Source organism: Burkholderia sp. BCC0322 (genome assembly GCF_902833045.1).
GTDB lineage: Bacteria > Pseudomonadota > Gammaproteobacteria > Burkholderiales > Burkholderiaceae > Burkholderia.
The window spans coordinates 892,569-910,032 of record NZ_CADFDU010000002.1 but is presented as its reverse complement, the minus strand read 5'-3'; the positions used below and the strand labels follow the sequence as shown (position 1 = coordinate 910,032).

Here is a 17,464-nt window from a genome sequence, read left to right as displayed (position 1 = left end):
AAGCGCAGCCCGCGGGCTGCGCTTTTTTGTTGCGGATCCGGCATGCCGCCGCTCGCCGAACGAGCGACGGATGCGGTGACGCGATCATGCCTCGTATGCAGCCGGCCGGATCGCGATGATGCGCGAGCCCGGGAACCGCGCGGTGAACGTGCTGCCACGCCCTTCCTCGCTTTGCACATACAGGTGCGCGTCGTGCCGCTGCAGCACGTGCTTGACGATCGCAAGGCCGAGCCCCGTGCCGCCCGTGTCGCGCGAACGGCTGCGATCGACGCGATAGAAGCGTTCGGTGAGCCGCGGCAGGTCGGCGGCCGGGATGCCGAAGCCGCTGTCCGTGACCGAAAACACGCCCTGCGCGCCTTCGCGCCGCCACGTCACGACGATCTTGCCGCCTTCCGGCGTATAGCGGATCGCGTTGGTGACGAGATTCGCAAACGCGCTGAACAGCTCCGTTTGCGCGCCGGTGACACCGAGCGTCTCGTCGATCAAGAACGTGATGTCGTGATGCCCGTTCGACAGCGTCTGCGCGTCCTCCTTCAGATGGTCGAACACGGCACGCATGTCGATCGCACGATCGACCGGCGGCTTGCTCTCGCCTTCCAGCTTCGCGAGCACCAGCAGGTCGGTCACGATGTGGCGCATCCGCGAGGCCTGCTGCTCCATCATGTCGAGATAGCGCGCGCGGTCTTCCTCGTTCAGCGGCAGCTCGCGCATCGTCTCGAGGAAACCCGACAGCACGGTGAGCGGCGTCTTCAGTTCGTGCGACACGTTCGCGACGAAGTCGCGCCGCATCGCGTCGGTCCGCTCGAGCTCGGTGATGTCCTGCGTGAGCAGCAGCTTGCGGTTCTCGCCGTACGGAAACACCTGCACTTCCAGCACGTTCTGCCGCGACTCGCCCATGCCGCGCATCACAAGTGTTTCGTCGTAATGCTGCGCGTTCAGATAGCGTACGAACTCGGGATGGCGAACCAGATTGGTGATGTGCTGGCGCAGATCGCGCTTCGCGTCGAGGCCGAAGTGGACCTCGGCAATCGCATTGCACCACTCGATCTGGTCGTGGTCGTCGAGCATCGCGACGCCGTTCGGCGACGCCTGGATCGCCTGGATGAAGCGCGAGTGCTGCTGCTCGACCTGACGCACCTGTGCATGCCACTGCTTCGCGAGCTTGTGCAGACGATAGTAGATTTCACCCCAGATGCCCGGCGCGCTCGGCACTTCGCCGTAGACCGGTGCATCGAGCAGCCGCCACAGACGCTGCGTATGAAAGGTACTGAAAAAGCCCTGCGCGACCAGCATCACGACCACGAACACGAGGCCCGCGGTCGGGCCCGTGAAGACGCCGACCAATACGCCGATCAGCACGAGCAGCACGAGCGACACCAGAAAGCGCGCCCAGATGATGTTCATGATTCAGCGCCCGAAAGAATGAACGGCATGCCGCGGCACACGGCATGCGTGAATACGTTACGCGTGCTTGGCGAGCCGGTAGCCGCTGCCGCGCACGGTCTCGATCATCGCATCGCAGCCGGCCGGTTTCAAGGCCGCGCGCAATCGTTTGATGTGGACGTCGACGGTGCGCTCCTCGACGAATACATGGTCGCCCCACACCTGGTCGAGCAGTTGCGTGCGGCTATGCACGCGCTCCGGATGCGTCATGAAGAAATGCAGCAGGCGGAACTCGGTCGGGCCGAGATCGAGCTTGATCTCGCTGCCTTCCGCATGCGCGGCGACCCGATGCGTGGCCGGATCGAGGCGCAGCCCGTTGATCGACACGACGTCCTCGGTCAGCTGCGGCGCGCGGCGGCGCAGCACGGCCTTGATCCGCGCCATCAGCTCCTTCGGCGAGAACGGCTTCGTCACGTAGTCGTCCGCGCCGATTTCGAGGCCGAGCACCTTGTCCTGCTCGTCACCGCGCGCAGTCAGCATGATGATCGGGATGTGCTTGGTCCGTTCGTTGTTGCGCAGGTCGCGCGCGAACGCGATACCGGACTTGCCCGGCAGCATCCAGTCGAGCAGCACGAGATCGGGCAGCACGTCGCTGATCAGGTTCTGCGCCTGTTCGGCGTTGTACGCACGAATCGGGCAATGACCGGCGTGCTGGAGATTCACCGAGATCAGTTCGGAAATCGCGGGCTCATCTTCAACGACGAGAATGTTGCTGGGCATCGGCACCTCTTTTCTTCCTGTACGGAGTCGATTAACTGTTGGCTTCGCGATCGAGCGTGTCGCGCGGCTGGTGCCGCACGTCCGTGCCCTTCACGATATAGATGATGAATTCGGCGATGTTCTTCGCATGATCGCCGATCCGTTCGATCGCCTTCGCGATGAACAGGTACTCGAGGCCGACCGAGATCGTGCGCGGATCTTCCTGCATGTACGACACGAGCTTGCGCACGAACGCACGGAATTCCTGGTCGATCTCCTTGTCGTCCTTGACGATCTGCGCGGCGGCCACCGTATCGAGACGCGCAAACGCGTCGAGCGCGCGGCGCAGGATCGTCACGGCCATCTCGCCCGACACCTTGATCTCGGCGATGTTGACCGCGCGCGCGGCCGGCTCGTCGACCAGGCGGCGCACGCGCTTCGCGATCTTCTCGGCCTCGTCGCCAGCGCGCTCGAGGTTCGTAATCGTTTTCGAAATCGACATCAAAAGGCGCAGGTCACGCGCGGCAGGCTGCCTCCGCGCGATGATGTTGCCGCACTCCTGGTCGATGTCGACTTCCATCGCGTTCAGCGTTTCCTCGGCGGTGATGACCTTCTCGGCCGCATCGCGATCGAATTCGTTCAGCGCGTGCATCGCGCCGACGATCTGCGACTCGACGAGCCCGCCCATTTCCAGCACTTTCGACGACACGGCATTCAGGTCCGCGTCGAACTGGCTCGACAGATGTTTATCCGACATGGCTGTTGTTCTCCGTCATCAGCCGAAGCGGCCGGTGATGTAGTCTTCCGTTTCCTTGCGCACCGGCTTGATGAAGATCTTTTCGGTCTCACCGAATTCGATCAGCTCGCCCAGGTACATGTAGGCCGTGAAATCCGAGCAGCGTGCGGCCTGCTGCATGTTGTGCGTGACGATCACGACCGTGTAGTCGCTCTTCAGCTCCGCGATCAGCTCTTCGATGCGGCCCGTCGAGATCGGGTCGAGCGCCGAGCACGGTTCGTCGAGCAGCAGCACTTCCGGACGGATCGCGATGCCGCGCGCGATGCACAGACGCTGCTGCTGGCCGCCCGAGAGGCCGTAGCCGCTCTGGTTCAGCTTGTCCTTCACTTCGTTCCACAGCGCGGCCTTCGTGAGCGCCCACTCGACGCGGTCGTCCATTTCCGAGCGCGTGAGCTTTTCGAACATCTTCACGCCGAACGCGATGTTGTCGTAGATCGACATCGGGAACGGGGTCGGCTTCTGGAACACCATGCCGATACGCGCGCGCAGCAGCGAGATGTCGCGCTTCGTCGTCAGCAGGTTCTCGCCGTCCATCAGGATTTCGCCTTCGGCACGCTGCTCCGGATAAAGCGCGAACATCTTGTTGAACGTGCGCAGCAGCGTCGACTTGCCGCAGCCCGACGGGCCGATGAACGCCGTCACCTTCCCTTCGGGAATGCTCAGGTTGATGTTCTTCAGCGCATGGAACTTGTTGTAGAAGAAGTTGAGGTTGTTGACCTCGATCTTCGCGTTCAGCGGCTCGAGCGGACGGCCGTGCGCCGCTTCTTGCGTGCCGGCCGGCGCTGCAGTGCGCTCGACAGGATTCAGGTGGCTTTCTGCCATATTCATCGGATTGCTCCGCCGTTACTTTTTCGAGAAGATCGAGCGCGCCAGGATGTTGAGTCCGAGCACCCCGAGCGTAATCAGGAACACGCCCGCCCATGCGAGCGACTGCCATTCCGCGAACGGGCTCATCGCGAACTTGTAGATCGTGACGGGCAGGTTCGCCATCGGCTGGCTCATGTCCCACGAGAAGAACTGGTTCGACAACGCGGTGAACAGCAGCGGCGCCGTTTCGCCGGCGATCCGCGCGACGGCGAGCAGCACGCCCGTCACGATCCCGCCGACCGATGCGCGCAGCGTGATCTTCATCACCATGCGCCACTTCGGCGTGCCGAGCGCGAAAGCCGCTTCGCGCAGCGCGTTCGGCACGAGCTTCAGCATGTTCTCGGTTGTGCGGATCACGATCGGAATCTGCAGCAGGGCAAGCGCGATCACGCCGGCCCAGCCCGAGAAGCGCCCCGACTTCGCGACGACGATCGCGTACACGAACAGGCCGATGACGATCGACGGCGCGGACAGCAGGATGTCGTTGATGAAGCGGATCGTGCCCGCCAGCAGGTTCTTCTGGCCGTATTCGGCAAGATAAACGCCCGCGAGAATGCCGATCGGCGTGCCGACCAGCGTGCCGAAACCGCACAGCAGCAAGCTACCGACGATCGCGTTCGCGAGACCGCCGCCTTCCGTGTTCGGTGCCGGCGTCGATTCGGTGAACAGTTGCAGCGACAGGCCGCTGATGCCGAGATGCACCGTCGTGTAGAGAATCCACACGAGCCACAGCAGGCCGAAGGCCATCGCACCGAGCGATGCGGCCAGCGCGATCGCGTTGATGGCCTTGCGCTTGCGCTGCAGGCGATTGCGCATCGCGTCGAGCACGGCGCCGTCCGGCCCCGGGAAATTCATGATGGGCTCGCTCATTTCTTGCCCTCTCCCTTCTCGAGACGAAGCAGCAGCAGTTTGGAGATGGACAGCACGATGAACGTGATCACGAACAGGATCAGGCCCAGTTCCATCAGCGCGGACGTATGCAGGCCCGGTTGCGCTTCCGCGAATTCGTTTGCCAGCGCCGACGTGATGCTGTTGCCCGGTGCGAACAGCGACACGCTGTCGAGCAGGTTCGTGTTGCCGATCACGAAGGTCACGGCCATCGTCTCGCCGAGCGCGCGGCCGAGGCCGAGCATCACGCCGCCGATCACGCCGGTCTTCGTATAGGGCAGCACGACCTTCCACATCACTTCCCAGGTCGTGCAGCCGATCCCGTACGCCGATTCCTTTAGCAGCACGGGCGTGACCTCGAACACGTCACGCATCACCGATGCGATGTACGGGATGATCATGATCGCGAGGATCACGCCGGCTGCCAGGATGCCGATGCCGATCGGCGGGCCGGACGTCAGCGGCCCGAGCACCCACACGTCCTTGAACAGGCGGCCGAGCGGCTTCTGGAAATATTCCGCGAAGATCGGCGCGAACACGAGCAGCCCCCACATGCCGTACACGATCGACGGAATCGCGGCGAGCAGCTCGATCGCGATACCGAGCGGGCGGCGCAGCCACACGGGCGACAGCTCGGTGAGGAACAGCGCGATGCCGAAGCTGACCGGCACGGCGATGACGAGCGCGATGATCGATGTCACGATCGTGCCGTAGATCGGCACGAGCGCGCCGTAGATGTCCGAGTTGGGATCCCACTCGGATTGCCACAGGAAGCCGAGGCCGAACTTCTGGATGGTCGGCAGCGACGCAATGATCAGGGAAACGATGATCCCGCCGAGCAGCAGCAGGGTCACGATGGCAGCAAGCCGTGCAAGGCCGCCGAATACGACATCCCCGAGGCGGCTCGGCGCGCGTTGCTGCGCAACGTCGGCGGACCGTGAGGACGTATAGGAAATATCAGACATGGGTGCCTGCTTTTGATTGCCGGACGCCGTAACGCCCGGCTTTACCGCACACACTGCCCGGCCGGCACGGCCGGGCAGCGAACCGCTGCAATGCTTACTCGGCGGCGACCGACTTGCCCGAGGCGTCCGTCACCTTCACCTTCCACTGCTTGCGGATTTCCGCTTCGACTGCCGGCGGCAGCGAGATGTAGTCGAGGCTGTCGGCAGCCTTCTCGCCGTTCTTGAACGCCCAGCTGAAGAACTTCAGCGTTTCCGCGCCCTGCTCCGGCTTGTCCTGCTTCGCGTGCAGCAGCACGAACGTCGCGCCGACGACCGGCCATGCTTCCTTGCCCGGCTGGTTCGTCAGGATCTGGTAGAACGACTTCGACCAGTTCGCGCCGGCAGCAGCGGCCTTGAACGTTTCCGTCTTCGGCTCGACCACGGTGCCCGTCGAGTTCTTCAGGGCCGTGTAGACCATATTGTTCTTCTTCGCGTACGCCCATTCGACGTAGCCGACTGCGCCCGGCAGGCGCTGCACGAAGGCTGCGACGCCGTCGTTGCCCTTGCCGCCCGTGCCCGTCGGCCAGTTGACCGTCGTGCCTTCGCCGACCTTCGACTTCCACTCGTCGTTGACCTTCGACAGGTAGTTCGTCCAGATGAAGCTCGTGCCCGAGCCGTCAGCACGGCGAACCACGGCGATGTCCGTGTCCGGCAGCTTGACCTTCGGGTTCAGCGCGGCGATTGCCGGGTCGTTCCACTTCTTGATCTTGCCGAGGTAGATGTCGCCGAGCACCGGGCCCGACAGCGTCAGTTCACCGGCCTTCACGCCCGGCACGTTGACGACCGGCACCACGCCGCCGACCACCGTCGGGAACTGGAACAGGCCTTCCTTCGCGAGCTCGTCATCCTTCAGCGGAGCGTCCGAACCGGCAAAATCGACCGTCTTCGCGACGATCTGCTTCAGGCCGCCCGACGAACCGATACCTTGGTAGTTGACCTTCGCGCCGCCGGTCTGCTGGTAGTCAGCAGCCCATTTCGTATAGATCGGCATCGCGAACGTGCTGCCTGCGCCCGTGATGTCGGCAGCGTGAGCGGCGACGGCGAAAAGCGCGCCAGCCAGGCCGGCAATCGCGGTTTGCATCAATTTCATGAGACCTCCAGTGTGTGAGCGGATGACTACGGCACCGCGAAGGTTAGGGGCTCCTCATGACGGTAATGTGACAATCGATGAAACTGGCGTGACAGTAACATGACTGGTTGAAAGGGAGTATCGGGGGCGGTGCGCGCGGCGCCCGGGCTGTGCCGGAACGGCGGTGGCGGCAAGAATTGCCTGCCTGGAGGGGACGGGAGACTACCCGTTTCACCTGAGTGCGAGCGGATCGTAGCGCAGTGCCAGCGTCACGGAAAGCCCCCGCTCGGGGCGGGTCCACCATCAGGGGGCAGACGATTTTTCAACTGTGGAATACGGTGGATGACGCGCCCTTCTCATCGGTATCGCAAACCTTTGCGTCTGATGAAATCGCGGCGCCCCGAAGGCGCCGCATGCGGGTTCACGGCGCGCCGACGCGCAGGCGTTTGACCGCCCCCGCGCCGGGCCCGCGCATCAGGTCGTCGCTGCGCGCACTGCGTCGGCGATCGTCTCCGCGTGGCGGACCGCGTCGGCCGCCTGCTGTGCCTCGACCATCACGCGCAGCACGGGCTCCGTGCCCGATGCCCGGATCAGCACGCGGCCGCTGCCGGCGAGCGCGGCCTCGGCTGCGACGATCGCGGCGCGGATCGACGTGCTGCCCTTCCAGTCGGCGCCCGGCTTCATCCTCACGTTGATCAGCTTCTGCGGGAACAGCGTGACGCCGTCGAGCATCTGCGCAAGGGTCCGGCCGCTGCGCTTCAGCGCGGCGAGCACGAGCAGAGCCGACACGATGCCGTCGCCGGTCGAATGGCGATCGAGCGACAGGATGTGGCCCGAGCCTTCCGCGCCGAGCTGCCAGCCGTGCTCGCGCAACTGTTCGAGCACGTAGCGATCGCCGACCGCCGCCCGGACGAATTTCACACCCTCGCGCTGCAGCGCGACTTCGACCGCGAGGTTCGTCATCAGCGTGCCGACCGCGCCTTCGACCTTGCCGTCGGTCGCGATCCGGTCCTTCACGAGCACGTAGAGCAACTCGTCGCCGTTGTAAAGGCGACCGGTCGCGTCGACGACCTGCAGCCGGTCCGCATCGCCGTCGAGCGCGATGCCGAGATCGGCGTGGTTCGCACGCACCGCGCGCACCAGCGCGTCGGGCGCGGTCGCACCGACACCGTCGTTGATGTTGAAGCCGTTCGGCGCGACGCCGATCGGGATCACGTCCGCGCCGAGTTCGTGGAACACGTGCGGCGCGATCTGGTACGCCGCACCGTGCGCACAGTCGATCACGAGCTTCAGCCCGCGGAGGTTGAACGCGGCCGGGAACGTGCTCTTGCAGAACTCGATGTAGCGGCCGGCCGCATCGTCGAGGCGGCGCGCCTTGCCGAGACCGTCGGACGATGCGCATTCGAGCGGCTTGTCGAGCCACGCTTCGATCGCGGCTTCGGTGTCGTCCGGCAGCTTGTTGCCGTCGGCCGAGAAAAACTTGATCCCGTTGTCGTGATACGGGTTGTGCGATGCGCTGATCACGACGCCCGCCGACAGGCGCAGCGCGCGCGTCAGGTAAGCGACGCCCGGCGTCGGCATCGGGCCGGCCAGCATCACGTCGACGCCCGCCGCCGAGAATCCGGCCTCGAGCGCGGCCTCGAGCATGTAGCCCGACACGCGCGTGTCCTTGCCGATCAGCACGGTCGGACGCGAGCCCGCCGCGACGTCGGCCGAACTGGCCAGTACCTTGCCGGCCGCGTAGCCGAGACGCAACACGAAATCCGGCGTGATGGGCGCGTCGCCCACCGTGCCGCGAATGCCGTCCGTGCCGAAATATCGACGTCCCATAGCGAATCTTCCTCCTTCGTCTTCTGACTTATCGTTGCCGCGCGGCTTCGCGCACGGCATTCCAGATTTTCAGCGCATCGACCGTCGCCGCAACGTCGTGCACGCGCACGATCGCCGCCCCGCGCTCGACCGCGCACAATGCAGCCGCAACGCTCGCCGCGACGCGCTCCATCGGCGGCTTGCCGCCGATCACCGCGCCGAGCATCGACTTGCGCGACATGCCCGCGAGTATCGGATACGCGCGCCCATCGGGCCGTGCGGGCGCCGTGTCCGGCAACGCGGCCAAGAGCGCATAGTTGTCGTCGACAACCGCCTTGCCGAATCCGAAGCCGGGATCCACGCAGATCCGCTCCGGCGCAACGCCCGCATCGCGCAACACCTGCGCGCGCGTGGCGAGAAACTCGCGCACGTCGGTCACGACGTCGCCGTAGTCGGGCTCGCCGACCTGCATCGTCTGCGGCTCGCCGAGCATGTGCATCGCACACAGCCCGCAGTTGCCGTCTCGCACCGCGTCGATCGCGCCCGGCTGGCGGAACCCCCAGATGTCGTTGATCAGGTCGGCGCCTGCGGCCAGCGCCGCACGCATCACGGCCGGCTTGTAGGTATCGATCGACAGCGGCACGTTCAGCGGCCGCAGCGCTTCGACGAGCGGGATCACGCGCGCGAGTTCCTCGTCGAGTGGCACGGGCGGCGCGCCGGGGCGCGTCGATTCGCCACCGATATCGAGGAGGTCCACGCCTTCGGCAATCATCCGCTCCGCCTGGCGCAGCGCATCATCGCGCGCGAGGAAGCGGCCGCCGTCGGAGAACGAATCTGGCGTGGCGTTGAGGATGCCCATCACGAGCGGGCGTTCGAACGTCAGTTCGAAGCGGCCGCATTGGAGTGGCGCGGGAATGAATGGAAAAACAGCGGAGTCGGACACAAGCAACTGGCGTGAATGAATGCAAAACGGGCCGGTGTGAAGCCACACCAGCCCGTGAAAGGCACTAAAGCGGAGACTATGCCGCCGGCGTAGCAGGCGCCGGCGCAGTGCCGGGCTTCACCTCGGCGCTGCTGCCACCACCCGACGAATCGCCGCCGACAGCCGGCGAGCTCTTCGGGGAGCGCGGCGGACGGCCATCCATGATGTCGTTGATCTGATCGGCGTCGATCGTCTCCCACTCCATCAGCGCGGCAGTCATCGCTTCGACCTTGTCGCGGTTCTCTTCGAGCAGGCGCCGCGCGAGGTTGTACTGATCGTCCAGCACGCGGCGGATTTCCGCGTCGACCTTCTGCTGCGTCGCTTCCGAGATCGTGCGCGTGAAGCCACGGCCGAACGGCGATGCATCGTTCTCGTCGTCGACGTAGACCATCGGTCCGAGCGCATCGGTCATGCCGAAGCGGGCGACCATCGCGCGCGCCGTCTGCGTTGCCTTGTTGAAGTCGTCCGATGCGCCGGTGCTGACGAGATTCATGAACAGCTCTTCCGCCACCCGGCCACCGAACAGGATCGCGAGGCGATCCAGCAGGTAGTCCTTCGAGTACGTTTCGTTGTCATGCTCCGGCAACTGCCACGTGACACCCAGCGCACGGCCGCGCGGGATGATCGTGACCTTGTGCACGGGATCGGCCTTCGGCAGCAGCTTCGCGACCACCGCGTGGCCCGACTCGTGGTAAGCGGTTGCGCGCTTCGCTTCCTCGCGGATCACGGCCGACTTGCGCTCCGGACCCATGAAGATCTTGTCCTTCGCGTCCTCGAAGTCCTGCATCTCGACGATGCGCTTGCCGCGGCGTGCCGCGAACAGTGCGGCCTCGTTCACGAGGTTCGCGAGATCGGCGCCCGAGAAGCCCGGCGTGCCGCGTGCAATGACTGCCGCATCGACGTCGTTCGCGATCGGTACCTTGCGCAGGTGCACACGCATGATCTGCTCGCGGCCGCGGATATCCGGCAGACCGACGTAGACCTGGCGGTCGAAACGGCCCGGACGCAGCAGCGCCTTGTCGAGCACGTCGGAACGGTTGGTCGCAGCGATCACGATCACACCCGAGTTCGCCTCGAAGCCGTCCATCTCGACCAGCATCTGGTTCAGCGTCTGTTCGCGTTCGTCGTTGCCGCCGCCCATGCCGGCGCCGCGATGACGACCCACCGCGTCGATTTCGTCGATGAACACGATGCACGGCGCATGCTTCTTCGCCTGCTCGAACATGTCGCGCACACGGGCCGCGCCGACGCCGACGAACATTTCGACGAAGTCCGAGCCCGAGATGCTGAAGAACGGCACCTTCGCTTCACCCGCGATCGCGCGAGCGAGCAGCGTCTTACCGGTACCCGGCGGCCCGACGAGGAGCACGCCGCGCGGAATGCGACCGCCCAGCTTCTGGAATTTCTGCGGATCGCGCAGGAAGTCGACGAGCTCGGACACTTCTTCCTTCGCTTCGTCACAGCCCGCGACATCGGAGAAGTTCACTGCGTTGTTGTTCTCGTCGATCAGCCGCGCTCGCGACTTGCCGAACGAAAAGGCACCGCCTTTGCCGCCCCCCTGCATCTGCCTCATCATGTAGAACCAGAACACGATGATCAGGATCGTCGGCCCGAGGTAGTACAGCGCGGACATCAGCGCGTTCGGCTCGTCATCGGCCTTGCCGCTGACCTGCACGCCGTACTTCATCAGATCGCCAACCATCCAGATGTCGCCGGGCGACACGATCTGGTATTTCTGGCCATCAGCCGGAGTGACGGTGAGGTTGCGCCCCTGAACGATGACGTTCTTGACCTTGCCGTTCTTGGCGTCGTCCATGAACTGCGAATAGGACACGCCTTCCTGGACGCGGGGCTTGTCGAACTGCTTGAACACCGTAAACAGCACCAGTGCGATCACTAGCCACACCGCTGCCTTCGAAAACATATTGTTGTTCAAAGCACCACTCCTTCACTCGTAGACGAGCGCCTACATTTTCCTTGCGGCGCCCCTCGGTCATTCTAATCCAGTCCGACCACCCTCGCCATAAGCATTGACAACCGCCGCGATAGCGCTTCGCTTGTCTGGCAAGGGCCGGAGCCCGTTTGCGGCACCCCGTCGCGCATCAGCGCGGACGTTTCAGATGCCGACCCAAAATGAACGTTTCGGACGATTTGTCGCGGGACGCCTTCGGCTTGCGCGGCGCGACGGTCTTAAACTGCTGTTTGAACTTCTCGACGATCTGGCTGTAGCCGCTGCCGTGAAAGCATTTCACGAGCAGCGCACCGTCCGGCTTCAGATGATTCTGCGCGAATTCGAGCGCCAGATCGCAGAGATGCTCGATGCGCGCCGCGTCCGCCGAGGCCACGCCGGAGAGGTTGGGGGCCATGTCGGAAATAACAAGGTCCACCGCGCGCCCTTCGAGCACTTCCTCGAGCTGGTGGAGCACCTCATCCTCGCGGAAGTCACCCTGGAGGAAGTGGACGTCGGCGATCGGCTCCATCGGCAGGATGTCGAGCGCAACGATCGTGCCGTCGATGCCGCCTTCGCGCTCCGCGTCACGCTTCTTGCCCTGCGCGAGCTTGTTGCGGGCATACTGGCTCCAGCTGCCCGGCGTCGCGCCGAGGTCGACGATCACCTGACCCGGACGGATCAGCTTGTCCTGCTCGTCGATTTCCTTCAGCTTGTACGCGGCGCGCGCGCGATAGCCCTCCCGCTGCGCCATTTTGACGTAGGGGTCGTTGATGTGGTCGTGCAGCCAGTGCTGGTTGAAGCGGTTTTTTGCCATTCGAGAGAGAGATTGCTGCCAATTGCTTCGTGAAGCCGCGCTTTTAGCGGATAATACGCGTCTTCTTCGCGCGGCTGCGGCCCCTTTTCAGGCCCAAGCCGCGATTTTACGTGGTTTCGGCGCACGGCTGACGCGGTAACTTCCCGCGAGTGCTTTCCAGTCAGCGCGCCCTTATTTAGATTTCGACATTTCCATGCCCGCCCTTTCGCTTTCTCCCGCCGAGCGCTCCGCGCTGCGCTCCCAGGCCCATGCGCTCAAGCCCGTCGTGCTGATCGGCGCCGAAGGGCTGACCGACGCCGTGCTGAAGGAAATCAAGGTGCACCTCGACGCGCACCAACTGATCAAGATCCGCGTGTTCGGCGACGAGCGCGACGAGCGCATCGCGATCTACGACGAGATCTGCGATCGCCTGAGCGCGGCGCCGATCCAGCACATCGGCAAGCTGCTGGTGATCTGGAAGCCCGAAGCCGCCGCAGCGGCCCCGGCCCGCGGCCGTCGTGCCGGCACCGTTCCGAGCGCGGCTGAAGCCGTCGACGACAAGAAAGGCCGTGCACCGCGCACCGTCAAGGTCGTCAAGGTGTCGCCGAACGCGAGCCCGGTGCGTCGTCCGAAGCCGACGAAGGTCGTCGTGCGCGGCAACGAGCGCGTGACGGCAGGCGGCAACGTGAAGCGCGCCAAGAAGCGCCAGGCCAGCACCAAGCGTCCGTTCCAGGACAAGTGAGCACCGGGGCGGCACGGCTGCGCCGTACCGCTCTACCCTGCCCGCCGGCCCGGCATCGACCGGGCCGGCGCGGCACACGCCTCAGGCGTCGCGCGCCGGCAAACGCCAGATCAGCATCAGCCCCAGCACGCTCTCGACGAGATAGAACACGCTCGAGACACCGTGCAGCATCCCGAAACGGCTCGCATACGGCGAGTTCGCGATATCGGTGCCCGCGTCCATCGCAGCCACCCGCAGCGCGTTCATGAACGGTTGCAGCGCGAAATACCCGACCAGCACGCACACGACCATCGCGGCGACGATCCAGCGCACGCGACGATAGTCGCTGCTGCCGCGACGCACCTGCTGGTTCGACAACGCGAGCAACAGCACGCCGCACACGACACCGAGGATCGCCTCGATACGGAACAGCTGGGCGGCGACCGAACCGGCCGTCATCCGCTCCAGCGTCTTGAACAGCACGGGCGCGACCGCATACCCGATCGTCAGCAGGCTGCCGACCCACACGGCCGACAGCAGACGGAACACGCGATGCGGCATCACGTCGCCCCGCTTCAGATGTAGCTGACCGAGATGATTTCGTACTCGCGCACGCCGCTCGGCGCCTGCACGGCAGCGACGTCGCCTTCGGACTTGCCGATCAGCGCGCGCGCGATCGGCGAGCTGACCGAGATCAGGCCGTGATCGATATCGGCTTCGTCGTCGCCGACGATCTGGTACTTGACGGTGTCGCCCGACTCGAGATCCTCGAGTTCGACGGTCGATGCGAAAACCACACGGCCTTCGGCATCGAGCACGGTGGGATCGATGACCTGCGCGGCCGACAGCTTCGATTCGAGTTCCGCGATACGACCCTCGATGAAGCCCTGCTTTTCCTTCGCGGCATCGTATTCGGCGTTTTCGGACAGGTCGCCCTGTGCGCGGGCCTCCGCGATCGCGTTGATCACGGCCGGCCGCTCGACGGACTTGAGGCGCTGCAATTCATCGCGCAGGAGTTCTGCGCCACGCTTTGTCAACGGAATGGTGCTCATAAACGGCTCAATCGCTAAAAACGGCTTTAAAAAAAATCACCGCGATTAAGCGCGTTTCCGATGAACCGGAAACACCGCTTAACCGCGGCACGTATTGCTTCGACAGGAAACTGACCGCTTAGTTTAGGCGAGCGTGAAGACCTTGTAAATCATAGACTTCCAGATCCTTCAGGTAGCGCAAGCCTTCAACCGCCGCGCGCGCGCCCGACATCGTCGTGTAGTACGTGACCTTGTGCGCCTGCGCGCTCATGCGGATCGAACGCGAATCGGCGATCGCCTGGCGCGTTTCATCGACCGTCGTAAACACGAGTGCGATCTCGCCGTTCTTGATCATGTCGACGATGTGCGGACGGCCGTCCTTCACCTTGTTGACGACCTTCACCGGCACGCCGGCCGCTTCGATCGCGGCAGCCGTGCCCTTGGTCGCGACGATCGGGTAGCCGAGGTCGTGCAGCATGCGCGCGACTTCGACGGCCTTCGGCTTGTCGGCGTCCATCACGGTCAGCAGCACCGTGCCCGACTCCGGCAGGCGCGAGCCGGCCGCGAGCTGCGACTTGAACAGCGCTTCGCCGAACGTCTGGCCGACGCCCATCACTTCGCCGGTCGAACGCATTTCAGGCCCGAGGACCGGATCGACGGTCGGGAACTTGACGAACGGGAACACCGCTTCCTTCACGCTGAAGTACGGCGGCTCGACTTCCTTCGTCACGCCCTGCTGCGCGAGCTTCTGGCCGACCATCGCGCGCGCCGCGATCTTCGCGAGCGGCAGGCTGGTCGCCTTCGACACGTACGGCACCGTGCGCGATGCGCGCGGGTTCACTTCCAGCACGTAGATGATGTCCTGCTTCGAACCGTCCGCCTGCGGCACCTGCTGGATCGCGAACTGCACGTTCATCAGGCCGACCACGTTCAGCGCCTTCGCCATCGCGCCCGTCTGGCGCTTCAGCTCGGCGACGGTTTCCTTCGACAGCGAGTACGGCGGCAGCGAGCATGCCGAGTCGCCCGAGTGGACGCCCGCCTGCTCGATGTGCTCCATCACGCCGCCGATGAACACGGCTTCGCCGTCGCAGATGCAGTCGACGTCGCACTCGATCGCGTCGTTCAGGAAGCGGTCGAGCAGCACCGGCGAATCGTTCGACACCTTCACGGCCTCGCGCATGTAGCGCTCGAGGTCGCGCGGCTCGTGGACGATTTCCATCGCGCGGCCGCCCAGCACGTACGACGGGCGCACGACCAGCGGGTAGCCGATTTCCTCGGCGAGCTTGAGTGCTTCGTCTTCCGCGCGCGCGGTGCGGTTCGGCGGCTGGCGCAGGCCGAGGTCCTGCAGCAGCTTCTGGAAGCGTTCGCGGTCTTCGGCCGCGTCGATCATGTCCGGCGACGTGCCGACGATCGGCACACCGTGCGCCTCGAGGTCGAGCGCAAGCTTCAGCGGCGTCTGGCCGCCGTACTGGACGATCACGCCGACCGGCTTTTCCTTGTCGACGATCTCGAGGACGTCCTCGAGCGTCAGCGGCTCGAAGTACAGGCGGTCGGACGTGTCATAGTCGGTCGACACCGTTTCCGGGTTGCAGTTGACCATGATCGTTTCGTAGCCGTCCTCGCGCATCGCGAGCGCCGCATGCACGCAGCAGTAGTCGAACTCGATGCCCTGGCCGATCCGGTTCGGGCCGCCGCCCAGCACCATGATCTTCTTGTTGGTGGTCGGCTGCGCCTCGCACTCTTCCTCATAGGTCGAGTACATGTACGCGGTTTTCGTCGCGAATTCGGCCGCGCAAGTGTCGACGCGCTTGTAGACCGGGCGCACGTTGAGTTCGACGCGGCGCTTGCGGACATCTTCCGGCGTCGCGCCGAGCAGCTTCGCGAGGCGGCGGTCGGAGAAGCCGCTCTGCTTCAGGTAGCGCAGTTCGTCGAACGACAGCGACGCGAGCGTGCGGCCGCCGAGCGCCTTTTCCTTCAGGATGATCTGCTCGATCTGCTCGAGGAACCACGGGTCGATCGCGGTTTCCGCGAAGATTTCCTGGGCCGTCATGCCGATGCGGAATGCATCGCCGACGTACCAGATGCGGTCCGGGCCCGGCTCGTGGATCTCGATCGCGATCTCGTCGCGGTTGGTCGACTTCTCGTCGAGACCGTCGACACCGACTTCGAGGCCGCGCAGCGCCTTCTGGAACGACTCCTGGAACGTGCGGCCGATCGCCATCACTTCGCCGACCGACTTCATCTGCGTCGTCAGGCGCGAATCGGCTTCACGGAATTTCTCGAACGCGAAGCGCGGGATCTTCGTGACGACGTAGTCGATCGTCGGCTCGAACGACGCCGGGGTCTGGCCGCCGGTGATTTCGTTCTTCAGCTCGTCGAGCGTGTAGCCGACCGCCAGCTTCGCCGCGACCTTCGCGATCGGGAAGCCCGTTGCCTTCGATGCGAGCGCCGACGAACGCGACACGCGCGGGTTCATCTCGATGACGACCATGCGGCCGTCCTTCGGGTTGATCGAGAACTGCACGTTCGAGCCGCCCGTGTCGACGCCGATCTCGCGCAGCACCGCGAGCGACGCGTTACGCAGGATCTGGTATTCCTTGTCGGTGAGCGTCTGCGCCGGCGCGACCGTGATCGAGTCGCCGGTGTGCACGCCCATCGGGTCGAGGTTTTCGATCGAGCAGACGATGATGCAGTTGTCGGCGCGGTCGCGCACGACTTCCATCTCGTATTCCTTCCAGCCGAGCAGCGACTCTTCGATCAGCAGCTCGCGCGTGGGCGAAAGATCCAGGCCGCGCTTGCAGATTTCCTCGAACTCTTCGCGGTTGTAGGCGATACCGCCGCCCGAGCCGCCGAGTGTGAACGACGGACGGATCACGACCGGGTAGCCGCTGCCGCCCGTCTCCGCCATGATCTCGGCGTGCACCTTGGTCGCCTCTTCCATCGAGTGCGCGATGCCCGACTTCGCGGAACCGAGACCGATCTTGGTCATCGCTTCCTTGAACTTCTGGCGGTCTTCCGCCTTGTCGATCGCTTCCGGCGACGCGCCGATCAGCTCGACGCCGAACTTCTCGAGCACGCCGTGGTGGTGCAGGTCGAGCGCGCAGTTCAGCGCGGTCTGGCCGCCCATCGTCGGCAGGATCGCGTCCGGGCGCTCCTTCTCGATGATGCGCGCGACAACTTCCCACGTGATCGGCTCGATGTAGGTCACGTCGGCCGTGTTCGGGTCGGTCATGATCGTCGCCGGGTTGCTGTTGACGAGAATGACCTTGTAGCCCTCCTCACGCAACGCCTTGCAAGCCTGCGCGCCCGAATAGTCGAACTCGCACGCCTGGCCGATGATGATCGGGCCGGCGCCGATGATGAGGATGCTCTTGATGTCTGTGCGTTTTGGCATGGCTTGTGAATTCAATA

Annotated in this window: 15 protein-coding genes; 1 reads left to right on the top strand and 14 read right to left on the bottom strand. The window is 64.6% G+C overall.

Features of this window, described 5'->3' with window-relative positions:
- Window positions 1-84: 84 nt before the first annotated feature.
- The 11 genes from phoR to HWX39_RS10230 all read right to left on the bottom strand — a co-directional run bounded on the left by phoR (window position 85) and on the right by HWX39_RS10230 (window position 12,322).
- On the bottom strand, window positions 85-1,404 hold the full coding sequence (gene phoR / locus HWX39_RS10280) for a phosphate regulon sensor histidine kinase PhoR (RefSeq protein ID WP_175967576.1): 1,320 nt from the start codon (window positions 1,402-1,404) through the stop codon (window positions 85-87).
- 57 nt (window positions 1,405-1,461) lie between these two features.
- Window positions 1,462-2,163, bottom strand: coding sequence for a phosphate regulon transcriptional regulator PhoB (gene phoB / locus HWX39_RS10275; RefSeq protein ID WP_027787869.1), 702 nt, complete (start codon window positions 2,161-2,163; stop codon window positions 1,462-1,464).
- A 31-nt stretch (window positions 2,164-2,194) separates the two neighbouring features.
- The gene (phoU, locus tag HWX39_RS10270) at window positions 2,195-2,899 is read right to left on the bottom strand and encodes a phosphate signaling complex protein PhoU (protein WP_175958086.1); all 705 of its coding nucleotides are present in this window, start codon (window positions 2,897-2,899) and stop codon (window positions 2,195-2,197) included.
- 18 nt (window positions 2,900-2,917) lie between these two features.
- Window positions 2,918-3,766: a phosphate ABC transporter ATP-binding protein PstB gene (gene pstB / locus HWX39_RS10265; RefSeq protein WP_039347653.1), complete on the bottom strand. Its 849-nt coding sequence runs from the start codon at window positions 3,764-3,766 to the stop codon at window positions 2,918-2,920.
- A gap of 15 nt (window positions 3,767-3,781) precedes the next feature.
- On the bottom strand, window positions 3,782-4,675 hold the full coding sequence (pstA, locus tag HWX39_RS10260) for a phosphate ABC transporter permease PstA (protein WP_175967574.1): 894 nt from the start codon (window positions 4,673-4,675) through the stop codon (window positions 3,782-3,784).
- Window positions 4,672-5,658 (bottom strand): phosphate ABC transporter permease PstC, encoded by a 987-nt coding sequence (pstC, locus tag HWX39_RS10255; protein WP_175967572.1) that lies wholly within the window; start codon window positions 5,656-5,658, stop codon window positions 4,672-4,674. Before pstC ends, pstA begins: the two co-directional genes overlap by 4 nt.
- A gap of 94 nt (window positions 5,659-5,752) precedes the next feature.
- A complete protein-coding gene (gene pstS / locus HWX39_RS10250; RefSeq protein ID WP_175967570.1) occupies window positions 5,753-6,787 on the bottom strand; it encodes a phosphate ABC transporter substrate-binding protein PstS in 1,035 nt (344 codons plus the stop codon).
- A 453-nt stretch (window positions 6,788-7,240) separates the two neighbouring features.
- Window positions 7,241-8,596 (bottom strand): phosphoglucosamine mutase, encoded by a 1,356-nt coding sequence (gene glmM / locus HWX39_RS10245; protein ID WP_175967568.1) that lies wholly within the window; start codon window positions 8,594-8,596, stop codon window positions 7,241-7,243.
- Between the two features lie 28 nt (window positions 8,597-8,624).
- Entirely contained in the window at window positions 8,625-9,566 is a 942-nt protein-coding gene (folP, locus tag HWX39_RS10240) for a dihydropteroate synthase (RefSeq protein WP_175967566.1), read from the bottom strand.
- A 28-nt stretch (window positions 9,567-9,594) separates the two neighbouring features.
- Complete coding sequence (gene ftsH, locus HWX39_RS10235; RefSeq protein ID WP_175967564.1) at window positions 9,595-11,493, bottom strand: ATP-dependent zinc metalloprotease FtsH; 1,899 nt, start codon at window positions 11,491-11,493, stop codon at window positions 9,595-9,597.
- 166 nt (window positions 11,494-11,659) lie between these two features.
- Window positions 11,660-12,322, bottom strand: a complete 663-nt coding sequence (locus HWX39_RS10230; protein WP_046545366.1) for an RlmE family RNA methyltransferase — start codon at window positions 12,320-12,322, stop codon at window positions 11,660-11,662.
- 193 nt (window positions 12,323-12,515) lie between these two features.
- Here HWX39_RS10230 and HWX39_RS10225 point away from each other — a divergent pair, with 193 nt between their 5' ends.
- On the top strand, window positions 12,516-13,043 hold the full coding sequence (locus tag HWX39_RS10225; RefSeq protein ID WP_175967562.1) for a YhbY family RNA-binding protein: 528 nt from the start codon (window positions 12,516-12,518) through the stop codon (window positions 13,041-13,043).
- Between the two features lie 81 nt (window positions 13,044-13,124).
- Here the strand turns inward: HWX39_RS10225 and HWX39_RS10220 are convergent, their stop codons facing one another.
- The 3 genes from HWX39_RS10220 to carB all read right to left on the bottom strand — a co-directional run bounded on the left by HWX39_RS10220 (window position 13,125) and on the right by carB (window position 17,447).
- A complete protein-coding gene (locus HWX39_RS10220) occupies window positions 13,125-13,583 on the bottom strand; it encodes a DUF4149 domain-containing protein (protein WP_046545365.1) in 459 nt (152 codons plus the stop codon).
- A 14-nt stretch (window positions 13,584-13,597) separates the two neighbouring features.
- Complete coding sequence (greA, locus tag HWX39_RS10215; RefSeq protein ID WP_057927897.1) at window positions 13,598-14,074, bottom strand: transcription elongation factor GreA; 477 nt, start codon at window positions 14,072-14,074, stop codon at window positions 13,598-13,600.
- Window positions 14,075-14,192: 118 nt separating this feature from the next.
- Complete coding sequence (gene carB / locus HWX39_RS10210; RefSeq protein WP_175967560.1) at window positions 14,193-17,447, bottom strand: carbamoyl-phosphate synthase large subunit; 3,255 nt, start codon at window positions 17,445-17,447, stop codon at window positions 14,193-14,195.
- Window positions 17,448-17,464 lie beyond the last annotated feature (17 nt).